Annotated in this window: 15 protein-coding genes; 7 read left to right on the top strand and 8 right to left on the bottom strand. The window is 42.1% G+C overall.

The annotated features are described in order from the left end of the window. Positions 1-78 precede the first annotated feature (78 nt). The 5 genes from FNH22_RS19400 to FNH22_RS19420 form a co-directional block, all read right to left on the bottom strand. The gene (locus FNH22_RS19400) at positions 79-576 is read right to left on the bottom strand and encodes a DUF2911 domain-containing protein (protein ID WP_143400097.1); all 498 of its coding nucleotides are present in this window, start codon (positions 574-576) and stop codon (positions 79-81) included. 138 nt (positions 577-714) lie between these two features. Beyond that, positions 715-1,800 carry a BamA/TamA family outer membrane protein gene (locus FNH22_RS19405; RefSeq protein ID WP_143400098.1) on the bottom strand — a complete coding sequence of 362 codons (1,086 nt, stop codon included), beginning with the start codon at positions 1,798-1,800 and terminating at the stop codon, positions 715-717. Then, positions 1,794-2,663, bottom strand: coding sequence for a flavin reductase family protein (locus FNH22_RS19410; RefSeq protein WP_143400099.1), 870 nt, complete (start codon positions 2,661-2,663; stop codon positions 1,794-1,796). The genes FNH22_RS19405 and FNH22_RS19410 overlap by 7 nt, the downstream gene beginning before the upstream one ends. A gap of 29 nt (positions 2,664-2,692) precedes the next feature. After that, on the bottom strand, positions 2,693-3,964 hold the full coding sequence (fahA, locus tag FNH22_RS19415) for a fumarylacetoacetase (protein ID WP_143400100.1): 1,272 nt from the start codon (positions 3,962-3,964) through the stop codon (positions 2,693-2,695). Positions 3,965-4,102: 138 nt separating this feature from the next. Next, the gene (locus tag FNH22_RS19420; protein WP_143400101.1) at positions 4,103-4,765 is read right to left on the bottom strand and encodes a LysE family translocator; all 663 of its coding nucleotides are present in this window, start codon (positions 4,763-4,765) and stop codon (positions 4,103-4,105) included. Positions 4,766-4,950: 185 nt separating this feature from the next. Here FNH22_RS19420 and FNH22_RS19425 point away from each other — a divergent pair, with 185 nt between their 5' ends. Beyond that, the gene (locus FNH22_RS19425; RefSeq protein WP_143400102.1) at positions 4,951-7,632 is read left to right on the top strand and encodes a valine--tRNA ligase; all 2,682 of its coding nucleotides are present in this window, start codon (positions 4,951-4,953) and stop codon (positions 7,630-7,632) included. 261 nt (positions 7,633-7,893) lie between these two features. Here FNH22_RS19425 and FNH22_RS19430 read toward each other — a convergent pair whose 3' ends face one another. Genes FNH22_RS19430 through FNH22_RS19440 form a run of 3 tightly spaced genes read right to left on the bottom strand, consistent with a single transcriptional unit; the run spans position 7,894 to position 11,114 of the window. Next, a complete protein-coding gene (locus tag FNH22_RS19430) occupies positions 7,894-9,117 on the bottom strand; it encodes an alanine dehydrogenase (protein WP_143400103.1) in 1,224 nt (407 codons plus the stop codon). Then, entirely contained in the window at positions 9,110-9,556 is a 447-nt protein-coding gene (gene tsaE / locus FNH22_RS19435; RefSeq protein ID WP_143400104.1) for a tRNA (adenosine(37)-N6)-threonylcarbamoyltransferase complex ATPase subunit type 1 TsaE, read from the bottom strand. Before tsaE ends, FNH22_RS19430 begins: the two co-directional genes overlap by 8 nt. Next, entirely contained in the window at positions 9,546-11,114 is a 1,569-nt protein-coding gene (locus tag FNH22_RS19440; RefSeq protein ID WP_143400105.1) for a bifunctional response regulator/alkaline phosphatase family protein, read from the bottom strand. Before FNH22_RS19440 ends, tsaE begins: the two co-directional genes overlap by 11 nt. Before the next feature lie 66 nt (positions 11,115-11,180). Between FNH22_RS19440 and FNH22_RS19445 the strand changes: the two genes are divergently transcribed. The 6 genes from FNH22_RS19445 to FNH22_RS19470 all read left to right on the top strand — a co-directional run bounded on the left by FNH22_RS19445 (position 11,181) and on the right by FNH22_RS19470 (position 17,030). Further along, positions 11,181-12,425: an HD domain-containing protein gene (locus tag FNH22_RS19445; RefSeq protein ID WP_143400106.1), complete on the top strand. Its 1,245-nt coding sequence runs from the start codon at positions 11,181-11,183 to the stop codon at positions 12,423-12,425. A gap of 15 nt (positions 12,426-12,440) precedes the next feature. Further along, complete coding sequence (gene lpxD / locus FNH22_RS19450; protein ID WP_143400107.1) at positions 12,441-13,496, top strand: UDP-3-O-(3-hydroxymyristoyl)glucosamine N-acyltransferase; 1,056 nt, start codon at positions 12,441-12,443, stop codon at positions 13,494-13,496. After that, complete coding sequence (locus FNH22_RS19455; protein WP_143400108.1) at positions 13,496-14,890, top strand: bifunctional UDP-3-O-[3-hydroxymyristoyl] N-acetylglucosamine deacetylase/3-hydroxyacyl-ACP dehydratase; 1,395 nt, start codon at positions 13,496-13,498, stop codon at positions 14,888-14,890. Before lpxD ends, FNH22_RS19455 begins: the two co-directional genes overlap by 1 nt. Continuing rightward, positions 14,887-15,666: an acyl-ACP--UDP-N-acetylglucosamine O-acyltransferase gene (gene lpxA, locus FNH22_RS19460; protein ID WP_143400109.1), complete on the top strand. Its 780-nt coding sequence runs from the start codon at positions 14,887-14,889 to the stop codon at positions 15,664-15,666. Before FNH22_RS19455 ends, lpxA begins: the two co-directional genes overlap by 4 nt. A gap of 82 nt (positions 15,667-15,748) precedes the next feature. Then, complete coding sequence (locus FNH22_RS19465; protein ID WP_143400110.1) at positions 15,749-16,366, top strand: ABC transporter ATP-binding protein; 618 nt, start codon at positions 15,749-15,751, stop codon at positions 16,364-16,366. 181 nt (positions 16,367-16,547) lie between these two features. Next, entirely contained in the window at positions 16,548-17,030 is a 483-nt protein-coding gene (locus FNH22_RS19470) for a hypothetical protein (RefSeq protein ID WP_143400111.1), read from the top strand. The last annotated feature ends 154 nt before the right edge of the window (positions 17,031-17,184 follow it).

A 17,184-nucleotide genomic window follows, 5' to 3' on the forward strand; every position in this document is an offset into this window, starting at 1 on the left:
TCTTTAACTGCAAAGAGGGCATAAAAAAAGTCGAAGCGCAAGCTCCGACTTTAAAACGTCATTATGTATTCTCAAAGTCTATTGGACCCCCACTTTGACAAGGGATTTTTCCCAGGCCAATACTACACCATCTTTTTCTACACTAATGTCAAACGTTTCAACATGATCAGCAGGTTTTCCGGCTGCCACTTTAACACGTAAAACATCCTTGGATTCATCGTATTTGTAAGCTCCCCATTGTTCCGGTTCGCTGTTAAATATGATGGTCCATTCCTTCTCTCCGGGGATAGTAAAAAAGCTGTATTTTCCTTTTGGTAGTTTTTTACCTTCCACCTTAATGTCCTTGCTTACTTCAAAAGTGGTAGCATTGTTAGCACCTGTTCTCCATACTTTGCCATAAGGTACTTTATCACCGCCAATCATGGTCCTGCCTCTTGCTGAGGGTTGATGATAGTTAATCTTTATTTCTGCACCACTTATCGTTCCTTTTGCTTCAGCCGGTGGACTTTCCTGCCCATAAGCACAAGATATCAGTAGTAAAAGCGCAACAGAAAATAAAATGTTCAATTGTTTCATGTGAATAGTTTTAATTGGTTGGCATATATAACGCAAAGCGTTATCAAGAGTTGACATCAAAGGTTAAAATACCTGTTATGTCGTACGGACAACATTTAGGCATATATTCCGTCACCAGTGTTTTTACTGGCTTATCGCTTAAAACGATTCAGAAAGACCAAAGTATAATCCGCTGGTATCCTTACCTATACCATAATCAACCCTTACATTCAACCGGTCTTTTTCATTGATCATTAGCCGAAGACCTCCACCTCCGGCCCATTTGAAGTCCCCTAAAGAGAATGAGTCTACCGAACGGGCAACATCACCCATAGCGCCAAAAACAACCACTCCAAGCCAGGTAATAATCTGTCGACGATATTCAACCTGGGCTGCTAACTGATTTTTATCTCTGAAACGCCCACGGTAATAGCCTCTCATTATCTGATCACCACCTAACAGTGCTATCTCTCGAAATGGAACGTCACCTTCTGTAAAAACGCCAAGGAATTGTGCCGCAAGAATGTGATCATCTTTAAGCTTCCAATATTTTCTGGCATCCAATCGATACCTGGCAAAGGTAAAATCACTACCCGTCAAGTCACCGTTAAATAAAGTTGAGACTTCCAAAAAGTTCCCTTCAAATGCATTCAACAGATTATCACGACTATCATAAATATAGGAAAGGCCAAGGCCTGAGTAAAGTCCGACGTCTGATTCCAGTTGCTCCAGATCTTCAATAAGAAATTGTGGTTCAAACTTTAGGTCAAACACACGTACACCGCTGTAGTTAAACCCTGCAAAATGGTATTCCGTGATCTTTTTCAAAACACGTTGCTCAAAGCTAATTACCTTGTAGTCAAGATCCTCCTCATTTTCTTCTTTGCTATCATTACCAATACCGTAGTAAAAGATCGGAAAATCGAAATAACTCAACTCTCCGAAAAAAGCATAACTTTCGTCTTTCAGGAATATGTTGTTTTTTACCTGAAAAATCACCTGATCATTAATAGTATAAGCCCCCAAAGTCTGAACATTTGATACACGCGTGTCTTTCGGATCTCCCAGGTTAAAAATACCTGTGGCCAAAGCCCCAAAGCCAAAACGTGACTCAGGAGAGTAAAAAGCTACTGGAAAAAGATTGATCTTTACTTTTTTGTCGACATGTGTAGAATCTTGACTTTGTGCTTTTACAGTGAAGCTACCTGCAAGACAAAGTAACCCTAAAGAAATCTGTCTTACCATTTTTCAACGTTTTGAAGCAGGATAAGCCAGGCCTCGCTTACATCTCCTTTCTCTAATACCTCTTGGGCTTTGCGATGTAATTCATCACTACTGCGGCCGGATAGCTTATGGGTGGTATTGTAATTCTCCACTTCTTTCCGGGATGGAAGAGCTTCCACATTACCCAACCTACCGAGATTATTACCTGTCAAAATCGTGCTGTTGCGTATTGCTTCAGGCATTCCGTCCACCCCAATACCAAGCGTGGTCAGGGGTTTGGTAATTTCAAAAATCACATCCCGGGAAATTTTACTGTACCAATTACCTCCCATACGGGCCACAGCATCGAGTTTAAAGGGATCAACAAGGCCATCATTGGTCAACATATTATCTTCCAGATGGACCAATATAACTTCGCATATTACCAGGTTACCTGCACCACCTTCTTTACCCAGTCTTTTGACCTCGATCACCTTGCATTCAAAGGAAGCAGGGGACTCTTTTACACGTGGTGGTTTTACTCTTTCGGAAGGAACTGGTGTTAACCCAGATTTGATAAACTCATTCACCCCACGTGGGTATTCGGTACTTGCCAATGACATTTGTTCTACCATCGGATAGTTTACCATATTAATGACCACCTCGGGTACTTCAAGTACATTATCATAACTATGCTTGGAAGTATTATCCCTGCCTCTGCGTGCAGGAGAAAAGATCAAAATGGGTGGGTTGGCACTGAAAACATTAAAATAGCTGAAAGGACTGAGGTTAACATTGTCCTCACTATCTATTGTACTGGCAAAGGCTATAGGTCGTGGTACTATCGCCCCCAGCAGGTAGGCATGCAGCTTTCCCAGTGAAACTTCTTTAGGATCTATGGTCATTTAACTTTTCTCGCTGTTTAAAACATTAATTAGTCTGCCGGTAAAACTTTAGACCGTACTTCTCCAAAACCGATACGTACACCTTCATTTTCCGCAAATCCGCGTATGATTACCGTATCTCCATCTTCAATGAATTTGCGCTCCGAGCCATCTGATAGTTTTATGGGTCTGGTACCCTTCCAGGCCAATTCAAGCATTGACCCGTAAGAATCAGGAGTAGGTCCGCTAATGGTACCCGATGCATACATATCGCCAACCTGTATATTACACCCGTTCACTGTTTGATGAGCAAGTTGCTGATTTACATTCCAGTACATGTATTTAAAATTACTCTTACTTACCAGGTCCTCATCCCCCTGTTCTGGTTGTATGAATACCTGAAGATTAATGTCAAAATTCTTTTGCCCTTCGAATTTTAAATAAGGCAGCACTTCGGGCTCTTGTTCAGGTCCGTCCACCCTGAAAGGTACCAGTGCATCCATGGTAACAATCCATGGTGATATGGAAGAAGCGAAGCTCTTGGCCAAAAAAGGGCCCAGTGGCACATATTCCCATACCTGCACATCCCGGGCAGACCAATCATTGAACAAAACGAATCCGAAAATGTAGTCCTCAGCTTCGGAGGTGCTGACAGCATTCCCTAAGCCGTTTTCTTTGCAAGTGATAAAAGCCATTTCAAGTTCAAAATCAAGTCGTTTGGATGCTCCGAAACTTGGTTTATCAGCATCAGGCGCTTTGGTTTGTCCTTTTGGCCGTTTAATATCTACCCCCGAGGGTATGATCGAAGAAGCTCGTCCGTGATATCCTACCGGAAGATGACGCCAGTTAGGCAACAAAGCATTATCAGGATCACGAAACATCGTACCGACATTAGTGGCATGCTCGATGCTGGAGTAAAAATCCGTATAGTTTGCCACACTTACCGGCATCAGCATTTCTACTTCTGCCTGAGGTATTAGTGCTAGTTCGCGGGCAGGCTTATTTTGCTGTAGCTCATCGTTGTCATGCTGAAGCAATTCCGATACTCTCTCCCTTACGGAAGAGGTGATCTTTTTCCCAAGGCCAATAAAGGAGGTAAGACAAGATTGATTAAAAATGCCCGGAGGTAACTCCAGCCCATCCAGGAACCCATTTTCATGCAGGTACGTCAGATCAAGCACATATTCTCCTATGGCCACCCCGGCTGCGGCCTCCAGGTATTCCGTTTTAAATACTCCGAAAGGTAAATTCTGAATAGGAAAATCTGAATCGTCCGGTATTTTTATCCACGATTTTAAGGATGGGTCATTTGCTTTGCTCATGTAATTTTCGTTGAATGAATTTGATAAAGCTTTAGATAAGTCAATCCACTAAGTACCTCTCAAAATATAACCGATTTCAACAGGAAATGTCTCATTGTCAGGCACAATCTTTTGAAGTGCGAAGTTAATATGAAATGCTCATTTATTTGTATCACCGGAAGGCTGGCTTATGGCAAATGTCATCAGTCCCAGTAATACGTAAATGCCGCCTGAAATATATTGGTGTATACGACCGTATAAGGGACTATTTTTGAGCCATCCGGCTATTTTAGCAGATAAAAAAACATAGATAAGATCACTTATTACAGCGATCCCAATAAACAAAAATCCTAAAAAGATAATTTGAGAAGAAACTCCCCCTTTCTCAACGCTTATGAATTGTGGTAAAAAGGCCAGAAAAAAAATGGCTGTTTTGGGATTAAATACGTTTAAGATCACCCCTTCAAAGAAAAGTCGTGAAAGCGGAGTTTTACTATGGGTTACTAGTACCTGCTGATTATAACGCTTTTTCTCCAGCAGCTTTTTCACTCCTAAAAAGATCAAATAAAAGGCCCCCAGGTATTTTAATATGGCAAACGCCGTAGCCGACGCCACCAATAAGGCTGAAAGGCCAAACCCGGCGGCAATAACATGAACCAATCCGCCTATGCTAATCCCTAGTACAGACACTACACCTGCTTTATGGCCTCGCTCCATGCTTTTAGCTACAATATAAAGCACTGCAGGTCCGGGCATAATGATAAGTAGCCCGGCTGCTGTAGTGAATAACAGAATATTTTCCAATATAGGTATAGTGATCATATGAGTAGTTTAATACGTGTACATAGTACGAATAAGAAAATTAGCAAAAAATCAGAAAACATCATTAGCGCCTTGCAATAGATAAACTTAATTCTCTTTCCATGACGGATACCAACCATCTTTCAGACCTCATATGGTTTTACTAATTTTGCGCTCTTAAAAAAATTATACGCGCAGCAAGATCTATGGCACTTTCTACAAAATACGACCCTACACAAGTAGAGGACAAATGGTACAAAATGTGGATGGAAAAAGGTTTCTTTCATTCGGAACCAAACCCCGATAAAGAACCTTACACCATTGTTATCCCTCCTCCTAACGTCACCGGGGTGCTACATATGGGCCATATGCTGAACAATACGATCCAGGATGTGCTGATCCGAAAAGCACGAATGGAAGGTAAAGAGGCCTGTTGGGTACCAGGCACTGACCATGCTTCCATCGCCACCGAAGCCAAGGTGGTAAGGATGCTACGTGAAAAAGGGATCTCTAAAGGTGACCTGACGCGTGAAGAGTTCATGAAGTATGCCTGGGAATGGAAAGAGAAATACGGTGGCATCATCCTGGAACAGCTTAAAAAGCTGGGGGCATCCTGTGATTGGGAAAGAACGAGCTTCACTATGGATGAAGGGTATTATAAAGCTGTTATCAATGTATTTGTAGACCTGTATAAAAAGGGTTATATCTATCGCGGACTACGTATGGTAAACTGGGACGTTGAAGCAAAAACAGCTGTTTCGAATGAAGAGGTTATATATAAAGAAGGAGGCGAGGTATCTAAACTCTATTCTGTAAAATACAGCATCAAAGATTCTGAAGATGTTGTAGTAATAGCCACACAGCGGCCTGAAACTATCCTGGGGGACACTGCCATAGCTGTCAATCCGAAAGATGAACGACATAAACACCTCATCGGTAAAAAGGCCCTGGTTCCTTTTATTAATCGTGAGATACCTATTATTGGCGACGACTATGTAGAGCTTGACTTTGGAACAGGATGCCTGAAAGTAACACCGGCACACGACCCAAATGACTACGAAATAGGCATACGACATAACCTGGAGGTGATCGACACCATTGATAATGATGGTAATCTCAATGAAAAATGTGAGATACCTGCTTACATAGGCAAAGATCGTTTTGCCATACGTAAGCAGATTGTAAAAGACCTGAAGGAGGCAGGGCTGTTGGTAAAAGAAGAAGATTTTACTACCAGGATAGGACGCTCCGAACGAACGAATACGGTTATTGAACCTAAGCTTTCGCTACAATGGTTTATCAGGATGAAGGACATCTCCAGGAAGGCTCATGCTGCAGTAATGGATGATGAAGTCTTATTGCATCCTGCCAAATTCAAGAACACCTACAACCACTGGATGGAAAATGTTCGTGACTGGTGTATTTCACGCCAACTTTGGTGGGGACAGCAGATCCCTGCCTACTACTTTGATAAAGGTGAAGACGACTTTGTGGTGGCAGAAACCAGGGAAGAGGCATTAGCACTGGCAAAAGAAAAATCCGGCAATGACAGTTTAACGGCTGATGATCTTACTCAAGATCCTGATGTATTGGATACCTGGGCATCTTCCTGGTTATTTCCCCTCACTGTTTTTAATGGTTTTGACAATGGTTTCTTTGATAAAGAAAGTGGCCGGATCTTAGAAGGAGCAAATAAGGAGCTGGATTATTATTATCCCACCAACACGTTGGTAACTGCCCCGGAAATATTATTTTTCTGGGTGGCCAGAATGATAATAGCAGGATACGAATACAAAGGTGAAAAACCTTTTAAAGATGTTTACCTGACCGGTATCGTTCGTGATAAGCAACGTAGAAAAATGTCCAAATCACTGGGTAACTCACCTGATCCTCTGGATTTGATCAAGCAATACGGAGCGGATGGAGTACGTACCGGAATGCTATTTAGTTCTCCTGCTGGTAATGACCTTTTATTCGATGAAAAGCTATGCGAGCAGGGCCGGAATTTTGCCAATAAAATATGGAATGCTTTCCGCCTGGTCAAAGGCTGGGAGGTAAAAGAGGGCAATAACCCGGAAAACAGTAAGCCTGTTTCATGGTTTACCACTCGTTTCAACCAGACACTAATAGAAATTGAGGACCACTTTGCCAAATTCAGGATCTCAGACGCACTAATGTCGATTTATAAACTTATTTGGGATGACTTCTGCTCCTGGTACCTGGAAATGATCAAACCGGCATATGGTGATCCTGTAGACAAGGCCACTTTAGACCAAACCATTGGTTTCTTTGAAGAACTGATGCGTGTATTGCACCCCTTCATGCCGTTCATTTCCGAAGAAATATGGCATGAATTAAGCGACCATTCTGAAAATGATTGCCTGATCGTTGCTGCCTGGCCTAAAGCTACGAAAGTGGATGACAGCATTACCGCTAAGGCGGGCCTCGCTTTTGAAGTAATAACAAATGTTCGCAACATCCGTAACGCAAAACAGATCTCCCCTAAAGAGTCCCTGGAATTAGCGATCAAAACCGTTGACTTCTCAAAGTTTGCGGACTTTACACCTAGCATAAAAAAATTGGCTAACCTGAGCTCATTGACCGAAACCCAGGAAAAAGTGGATAATGCCGCCAGTTTTGTACTTAAAGCTGATGAGTTTTTCATTCCACTGGAGAGTGCAATAGATGAGGAAAAAGAACTTGAAGAGCTGAATAAGCAGCTAGAATATACCCGGGGCTTTTTAGCCGGAGTTGAAAAGAAACTGAGTAATGAACGTTTCGTAAACGGCGCTCCTCCCCAGGTAGTAGAGGTAGAAAAGAGGAAAAAAGCCGATGCTGAGGCCAAAATAAAAGTGCTGGAAGAAAGCCTGGCTGCACTTAACAGGTAATCGTCGTAAATACGGATGAACAGAAACGATATCTAGTGTCGTGTCAAGCCTCAACTGATGTTTAGAGTTAGATTATGAACGCTATTTGCCGTGTTGGAACGTTCTCTATCAGTTAGCAATAGTCAAGGGGCAATAAGCAAAAAAGAGTAGAGGGTAAATTGAAGTAATAAAAGCAGGAGATTGCCTACTGATTTTTGCCTACTACCGACTTTAAGAATGAGACCTAAAAAAATAATGTAACCGCCATTTGAGCCGTGTACACTAGAACCTGGCGGCCATAAGCAAACCAAGGTCTTTGTATTTCAGTCCTAATTTACGGGCTACGTGTTCATTGGTAAGGCTACCACGATAGGTATAAACTCCTTTCATAAACCAGCTATGTGCAAAGATCATTTCTTCCAATCCTCCTTCTTCTCCTGCACGCAATATAGTGGGGGTGAAGATATTGCTCAAGGCAGTAGAAGCAGTTAGCGCTACCCTGGAAGCTATGTTGGGAACACAATAGTGGATGACACCATATTTTCTGAAAATCGGCTTACTTAATGAGGTCAATTCGGAAGTCTCCACACTTCCTCCCTGGTCGATACTGAGATCAATAATGATAGAATCCTGCTGCATATTAGCGACCATCTCTTCCGTCACTACATACCTGGTCCGGCCTTTTTCGGCCCGTAAAGCACCAATGACCACATCAGCTTGTATAAGAGAATCTTCAAGCGTACGTGTGTCAATGGTAGAAGTATACACCTGCTTACCTAGTGCATGTTTGATCCTGCGTAATTTATAAATATGATTATCAAATATCTTGACTTCTGCTCCCAGTCCCAAACAGGCCCGTGCAGCATATTCAGCAACGGTACCCGCTCCAATAATGACCACATTGGTAGCCGGCACCCCTGTGATACCTCCCAGGATCACTCCTTTGCCATCTTTTACCGTACTCAGGTATTCCGAAGCAACCGACATGACCAGGTTACCCGCGATCTCGCTCATAGCCCGAATAATAGGCATGCCACCTACTTTATCTTCAATAAACTCATAGGCAAGGGCTGTTATATTTTTTTTGTTGAGCGCTCTAATGTATTCCGGACTTTGATTACCCAATTGCACGGTTGAGATCAGCGCCTGCCCCTGCTGCATCAGATCAATCTCTGCCATTGTAGGAGGTTCAATTTTAAGGATGATCTTCGCTTTGTAAACTTCCTCCGGGCTGTAAACAATTTTCGCTCCAGCTTCGCTATAATCCTGGTCTGTAAATTTGGACCCCTCACCCGCCTTCGTTTCTACCCATATTTCGTGACCGTTATTTACCAATAGCTCCACCGAATCCGGCGTCAGGGTGATCCGCTTCTCCTGCATTGATATTTCGTTGGGCAAACCTATAAAAAAGGAATGATTGCCCTGCTTATAAGGCATCAGCTTTTCCTGTGGATATAAGCTGGTTTCTTGCGCAAGTTTTGCAAAACCCGACTGTTTCTTAGTCATATGTAGTAAGTTGGATAGATCGTCGTTCAGCGTCCGTTACAGAAATTTTCACTTCCATATATTGATCCGGTATGAGGTTAGTTACTTTCGATGGCCATTCGATAAAGCAATGATCGCCAGAGTAAAAATAGTCTTCCGTACCAATATCCCGAGCTTCTGTTTCATCTTTTATCCGGTAAAAGTCAAAGTGGTAAAATACCTCTCTCCGGTTATTTTGGTATTCATTAACCAATGAAAAAGTGGGACTACTCACATTGTCTGTAACACCAAAGTGTTTGCACAAGCTACGAATGAAGGTCGTTTTGCCAGCCCCCATTTCACCTTGAAAAGTCCAAACTTTCACGTCTCCGGCAAATTCAATGATCCGCCGTGCTACCTCGTCAATTTCTTTTAACCCATCGCAATCCAACCGTAAGGATCGCCATGTATTATCGGCCATATTTCGAATTTAGTAAAATTATTGGTATAATCATTTCTTCCATCGAAACGCCTCCATGTTGAAAGGTGTCCTTATAATAATTTACATAGTAGTTATAATTATTAGGATATGCAAAGAATTGATCTTCCGTAGCGAATACATATGAGGTAGATACGTTCACTTTGGGCAGATGCATGCGTTCCGGACGTAATGCCTCTACCACCTTATCCGACGCTTCATATCCCAGGTTCTTCCCTTGTTTATACCTGAGGTTAGTATTGGTATTTCTATCGCCAATGATCTTAAAAGGTTTTTTCACACGTATAGTACCGTGGTCCGTTGTAATGATCAGGCGTGAGCCCGTTTCCGCAATGATACGGAGCGCATCAATTAAGGGAGAGTGCTCTATCCATGAACGGGTTATAGAACGGTAAGCAGACTCATCCGGAGCCAGTTCGCGGATCATCGCCATGTCTGTACGGGCATGTGAAAGCATATCGACAAAATTATAGACGATCACATTCAGATCATTGGCGGCGAGGTTACGTATTTTATCAACCAACTGTTTCCCTTCATTGGTATGCTTGATTTTGTGATAGCTGAATTTGTAGTCCAGGTTATTTCTTCGTAGTTGACGCTCTAAGAATTTATCTTCGTTGTTGTTTTTACCTTCTTCTACGTCTTCTCCCACCCATAAGTCAGGGTGTTTCTTAGCCATTTGGTCCGGTAACATGCCGGAGAAAATAGCGTTCCTGGAGTAAGCAGTGGTAGTAGGTAAGATTGAATAGTAAGAATCTTCATTTTCTACTGTAAAAAATTCCTGGATAGCAGGCTCAATAATTTTCCACTGGTCATAGCGCAGGTTATCAATCACCAAAAAGAAAAGTGACCTGTCGCCAGGAGTCACCTCAGGAAAGACTGTGTTTTTCATCACCTGGTGGCTTAGTAGTGGCTTATCGGCATCCGGATCATTTAACCAGGACTCATAATTCTCATCAATAAAACGGGAAAACTGGCTATTGGCTTCGTCTTTTTGCATATCAAATACCTCACCCATACTCCTGTTATCTGTCCCATCTATCTCTAACTCCCAAAAGACCAGCTTTTTATACATTTCCGCCCATTCCTCGTGCGACATATCATCCTGGAATGCCATGCTTATGTTACGAAAGTCCTGCTGATAGTTCAGGTTGGTTTTTTCGGTAACCAGACGTTTATTGTCCAATATCCGCTTTATAGAAAGTAATATTTGGCTCGGATTGATCGGCTTGATCAGATAATCGGCTATTTTGGCCCCTATAGCCTCCTCCATGATCTGCTCTTCTTCACTTTTTGTGATCATGACCACAGGTAGCATTGGCTTCATGGATTTGATCTGGGTCAATGTTTCCAGACCAGACATGCCAGGCATATTCTCATCCAGGAAAACGACATCGAAATGTCCTTCTTCACATTTTTCTATGGCATCCGTACCACTGTTGACTGGTGTAATATCGTATCCTTTATTTTCCAGAAAAAGGATGTGCGGCTTAAGTAAGTCAATCTCATCATCAGCCCATAAAATGTTATATCTTTGCATGCTTTATAATTTGCCTGAAAATTAGTTATAATCCATAAACCCTAACGCAATAATCGTCCCAATAGGTTGAATAAAAAGAAAATATTTAACGATCCTGTTTATGGTTTCATTCATATCAAAAGCGATCTGGTTTTTGATATCATTGAACACCCCGTATTTCAACGCTTAAGACGTATCCGGCAACTCGGTTTGACGGACCTGATCTATCCGGGTGCTTTGCATACGCGTTTCCATCATGCTATAGGCGCCATGCATTTGATGACCTCCGCGCTCGATAGCCTGCGCAGCAAAGGAATTGAAATATCACAAAAGGAATATGAAGCATGTCAGGCGGCTATATTATTGCATGACATTGGCCATGGTCCATTATCGCATGCCTTAGAATACAGCTTATTGCAAGGCATAAATCATGAAAGCATTTCTTACCTGATGATGAAATTTCTTAACCGGGAATTCAACCATCAACTGGACCTGGCTGTAAAAATATTCCAGGATACGTATGAAAGGCGTTTTTTCCACCAGTTAGTGTCAAGCCAGCTGGACATGGACCGTCTCGATTATCTGAAGCGCGACAGCTTTTTTACCGGAGTATCAGAAGGTACTATAGGTATGGAACGCATCATTAGTATGCTTAATGTGGTAAAAGATAAAGTAGTCATAGAGGAAAAGGGGATTTACAGTATAGAAAATTTCCTGAATGCCCGAAGGTTGATGTACTGGCAGGTATATCTTCATAAGACTTCTGTGAGCGCTGAAAAGATGATGATCAATGCCATATTACGGGCAAAAGAGTTGACGCTCTCCGGACAGCAGGTTTTCGGATCAAAAGCTTTAACCACTTTCCTGGAATGTAAGATAAGCCTGGAAGACTTTCAAAACAGCCCTGACTTACTTATGTGCTTTGGTCAGTTAGATGACTATGACATTTGGGGCGCCATTAAGGTTTGGAAAGACCACCCGGATGATATCTTAAGCTATTTGAGTAATAGTTTGCTGGATCGAAAGCTTTTTAAAATATCGCTAACCAATGATCCTATAAAAAAACAAACCGTAGATGATATAAGAGGCTCTCTGGCTAAGGAATATAAAATATTACAGGCCGATACGCGTTTCCTTTATTCTTATGGAGAGGTCACCAACAAAGCTTACATTGCAGAAGGGAGTTCTATCAATATTCTGAAGAAAAACGGAGGTGTAATAGATATAGCAAATGCCGTTGATCTGCCAAATATTAAGGCCATAAGCAAAATCGTCAAAAAACATTATCTATGCTGCCCCAAAAATGTATATTTGAGGCATTTAAAAAAATAATCCAATCATAACTGAATGGAATTTACCGTTGAACAAATAGCGCTTCTTCTTGGCGGTGATGTAAAAGGAGACGGAACGGCTAAAATAAACATGTTAGCCAAAATCCAGGAGGCAAAAAGCGGTCAGATTTCTTTTCTTTCCAATCCAAAATACGAAAACTTTATTTACGAAACGGATGCCAGCGCCGTCATTGTAAACAAAGGTTTTGAAGCTAAGAAGGCGCTAAATACTACGCTCATATTAGTAGAAGATGCCTATTCTGCTTTTACGGTATTGTTAGAAGAATACTATAAGTTTATCAGCTTTCAAAAAACAGGAGTAGAAGATCCGGCCTTTATAGGTAAAGACAGCACTTATGGGGAAGACGTATATCGTGGAGCTTTTTCGTATATCGGCAATAATGTTAAAATTGGTAATAACGTAAAGATCTATCCTCATGCTTACATTGGTGATGGTTCGGAAATTGGGGATAACACTATCCTACACTCCGGAATAAAACTTTACAACAATACCAAGGTAGGCTCCTACTGTGTCATACATTCCGGTGCCGTCATAGGGAGTGCAGGCTTTGGCTTTGCTCCCCAGGATGATGGCTCGTATAAAAATATCCCCCAGATGGGCAATGTAATCCTGGGTGATCATGTAGATATTGGTGCAAACACTGTTATTGACTGCGCCACCTTCCATGGTGATTCTACCAAAATAAGTGACGGTGTTAAATTGGATAACCTGATCCAAATAGCACACAACGTGACCGTTGGAAGCCATACCGTTATTGCAGCACAAAGCGGTATTAGCGGCTCTACGTCTCTTGGAAAACATAGCGTGATCGCCGGACAAGTGGGCATAGCCGGACATCTGGAGTTTGGAGATAAAACGTCTATAGGGGCACAATCAGGCATTGGAAAGTCCTATCCGAAAGGTAATATAAAACTCATGGGAAGTCCTGCCTATGAGCTACTTGCCTATCATAAATCTTATGCCGTCTTCAAGAATCTCCCCGATTTAAGCCGCCGTCTAAAGCAACTTGAAGAAAAAGTACTAAATTTGCCCTCTTTTCAGGAAAAATAATGAAAATAAAGCAGCACACGATCAAAAAATCGGTGACATTGTCAGGGGTTGGTTTGCACACCGGCGTACAAGCCAATATGACTTTTTTACCTGCCAAACCAGGACATGGCATTAAATTCCAGCGCATAGACCTGGAAGGTCAGCCTACAGTAGACGCAGACGTGGACAACGTGGTAGACCTTTCAAGAGGTACTACGATCGAGCAAAGCGGAGCAAGGGTAAATACAGTAGAACATACGCTGGCTGCCTTGGTAGGACTGGAAATAGACAATGTTTTAATACAACTGGACGGTCCGGAAACCCCTATCATGGATGGTAGCTCCAAGCAATTTGTAGAGATACTGAATGAGGCGGGCATGGAAGAACAAAATGCTCTGCGTGATTTTTTCGAACTGCAGGATGGTATTTTCTACCGTGATTCTGCCAGAGATGTGGAAATCGGGGCATTACCTTTAGATGACTATCGTGTAACGGTGATGATCGACTACAACTCACCGGTTTTGGGAAGTCAGCATGCTTATCTCAATGATATAAGCATGTTCGAAAAAGAGATTGCTTCCTGCAGAACCTTTTGTTTCCTGCACGAACTGGAAATGCTCCATAAAAATAATCTCATCAAAGGTGGTGATCTGAATAATGCCATTGTGGTAGTGGATCGGATAGTGGAAGACCATGAACTGGATAGCATTGCCAAGCTTTTCAACAAGCCAAAAGTTGAGGTTAAAAAAGAAGGAATACTCAATAACGTTGAGTTACGCTATAAAAATGAGCCTGCACGTCACAAATTATTAGACGTAATAGGTGATCTGGCACTGGCAGGCAGACCTATAAAAGCTCAAATACTTGCCGCCAGACCCGGACACGCGGCCAATGTGGCCTTTGCAAAGAAGCTCAAAAGGGCGATGGAAAAATCTTCCAAGCATAACCTGCCGAAGTACAATCCTAATTTACCCCCTGTTCTGGACATTAACCAGATCATAAATATTTTACCTCACCGATATCCCTTTCTTTTAATAGATAAGATCATACATCTAGATGATGAAAGTGTTTCCGGTGTGAAAAATGTGACTGCCAACGAAAACTTTTTCCAGGGTCATTTTCCAGGTAACCCTGTGATGCCTGGCGTATTGCAAGTAGAAGCCATGACACAAATAGGCGGCATACTGGTATTAAATACGGTACCTGATCCGGAAAACTATTGGACCTACTTCCTGGCCATAGAAAATTTCAGATTTAGGAAAATGGTCCTGCCTGGTGATACCATGGTCATCAAATGTGACCTCCTGGGACCTATTAAAAGAGGGATCGCCAAAATGGCCGGGCGTGCCTATGTGGGTAATACTCTCGTATGTGAAGGAACAATGATGGCCAGTATCGTTAGAAAAGATTCATGAATCAACCTTTAGCTTATATACATCCTCAAGCTCAGATCGCCCGAAATGTGGTTATTGAGCCATTTTCGGTGATCCATGCCAATGTTGTCATTGAAGAAGGCACATGGATCGGTCCCAATGTGACCATTTTTGAGGGTGCACGAATTGGTAAAAACGTAAAAATCTACCCTGGAGCATCTATTTCATCGGTACCCCAGGACCTCAAATATAAAGGAGAAGAAACCGAAACATTCATCGGTGACAATACGGTGATCAGAGAGTTTGTAACCGTCAGCAGAGGTACTGATGATAAGTACAAGACCGTCATTGGTAAAGATTGTCTTTTGATGGCCTACGTTCACATAGCCCATGACTGTGCCATTGGCAACAATTGTATTCTGGCCAACGCAGTACAGTTGGCAGGGCATGTTATTGTAGACGATTACGCTATCATTGCAGGGTCGAGTGCCATACATCAGTTTGTCAAAGTCGGTTCCCATGTGATGGTTTCAGGAGGTTCACTGGTTAGAAAAGACGTTCCGCCATATACAAAAGCAGCACGTGAACCACTCACTTACTGTGGCATCAACTCCATAGGCTTACGCAGAAGAGGCTTTTCTTCAGAAAAGATCAATGAGATCCAGGAAATATATCGTTATATCTTCCTGAGAGGCCTTAATAACTCTAAGGCCATAGACCTGGTAGAGTTAGAGCTTTCTCCCTCCAAAGAACGTGATGAGATCATTAACTTCATCCGAAACTCCGACAGAGGGGTTATGAAAGGGTACACGTACTAAGATGAAAGGCCGGGGTAAAGCGGTTATCCGATGTTATGCTCCCCGGTGTGAAGGACTACCTTCGGCCCTTGCCTGAATTGAAATGTTTCGGATAGAACTCCATCAGCTCGGTAAACGCTTTAATAAAGAAGTAATTTTCAAAGGACTGGACTATGAATTTGAATCCGGCCGGTCCTACGCTCTTACCGGGCCTAACGGAAGTGGGAAATCCACATTACTACAGATCATATCAGGCTTTACATTACCTACTGACGGAAAGGTCAAATACAGTTACAATGAGCGGGAAGTGGAAGCTGAAAATGTGTTTAAACACCTGGCTATAGCGACCCCCTATATGGAACTGATCGAGGCCTTCACATTATATGAGCTACTGGATTTCCATTTTAAATTCAGAGTCCCGCGAGAAGGCTATAGCATTGATACCGTAATGGAAACGGCTTATCTGTCAAATGCTCGTAATAAATATGTAAAGAATTTTTCTTCCGGCATGAAACAACGGGTAAAGCTGGCGCTGGCGTTTTACTCACAAAGCGAAATAGTACTATTGGACGAGCCTACTACGAACCTGGACCGGCAAGGAATGGACTGGTACCAGGAACAGCTACTTACATTAGGGCCATGCCTCACGATCATTGCGTCCAATCAACAGGCTGAGTATGAAAAGTGCTCAAACGTGCTCTCTATTTCTGATTATAAATAACAATGACTAAAGCGCAAACCTATGCGCGCAAGATACCATAAATGTATGGTTCAAATAGGTTACCATTACGTTTAAATTGTGATTTATAGTAATACTATTTAAAATTAATCGACTATTTTAGTGTGTTAGTCTAAAAGAAGACTGATTTAGAAAGACATTATAATCATAAGATCATATTAAAATGAAAAAGTTACTCTATTTATTAAGCGTTGGATTGGTATTAAGCTCACTTGCATTGGTAGGATGCGGCGATGACGGCGGAGACGGTCCAACTATTCAGGAACAACAGTTAACAGCCATTGTAGGAACATGGTCCACTAAGGATGGAGATGGTGGAGTAACCCAAAATGACGCCGATGCACCTGGAGATTGGGCTTCAACAACATTTACATTTGCAGCGGGACAGAATAATGCAGGTAGTTATACTATATCAGGCCAGCCTACTGACGATATCACTGTCTTTAATGACGGTGGTGGAAATTTCACTATCGCAGGCACTACAGCTGAAAATTTTCAGCTTGTTTTCAGTGGTGGTGGCACTGTCGATGTAAAGGTCAATAGTGCGACGGAAATTGAACTTTCTACGACTATTGAGCAGGACCAGGTTATTGGTGGAAGAACCCAAAGTATCAATGGACCATGGAAATTCGTTTTGACAAAATAATAATAGTTTTAGAAAATCCTAAACCTATTTAAAAAGTAAAAACCTGTGGAGCGTGCTCTACAGGTTTTTTTTATGTTTAAAGATAGAATCTAGGCTCCCGGAGATTGGCAAGATAGTAAACAGAATGTCCTTAATCTTTTCTATCTGCCGTTCA

Origin of the sequence: Fulvivirga sp. M361 (assembly GCF_007097395.1) — a bacterium.
Taxonomy (GTDB): Bacteria; Bacteroidota; Bacteroidia; order Cytophagales; family Cyclobacteriaceae; genus Fulvivirga.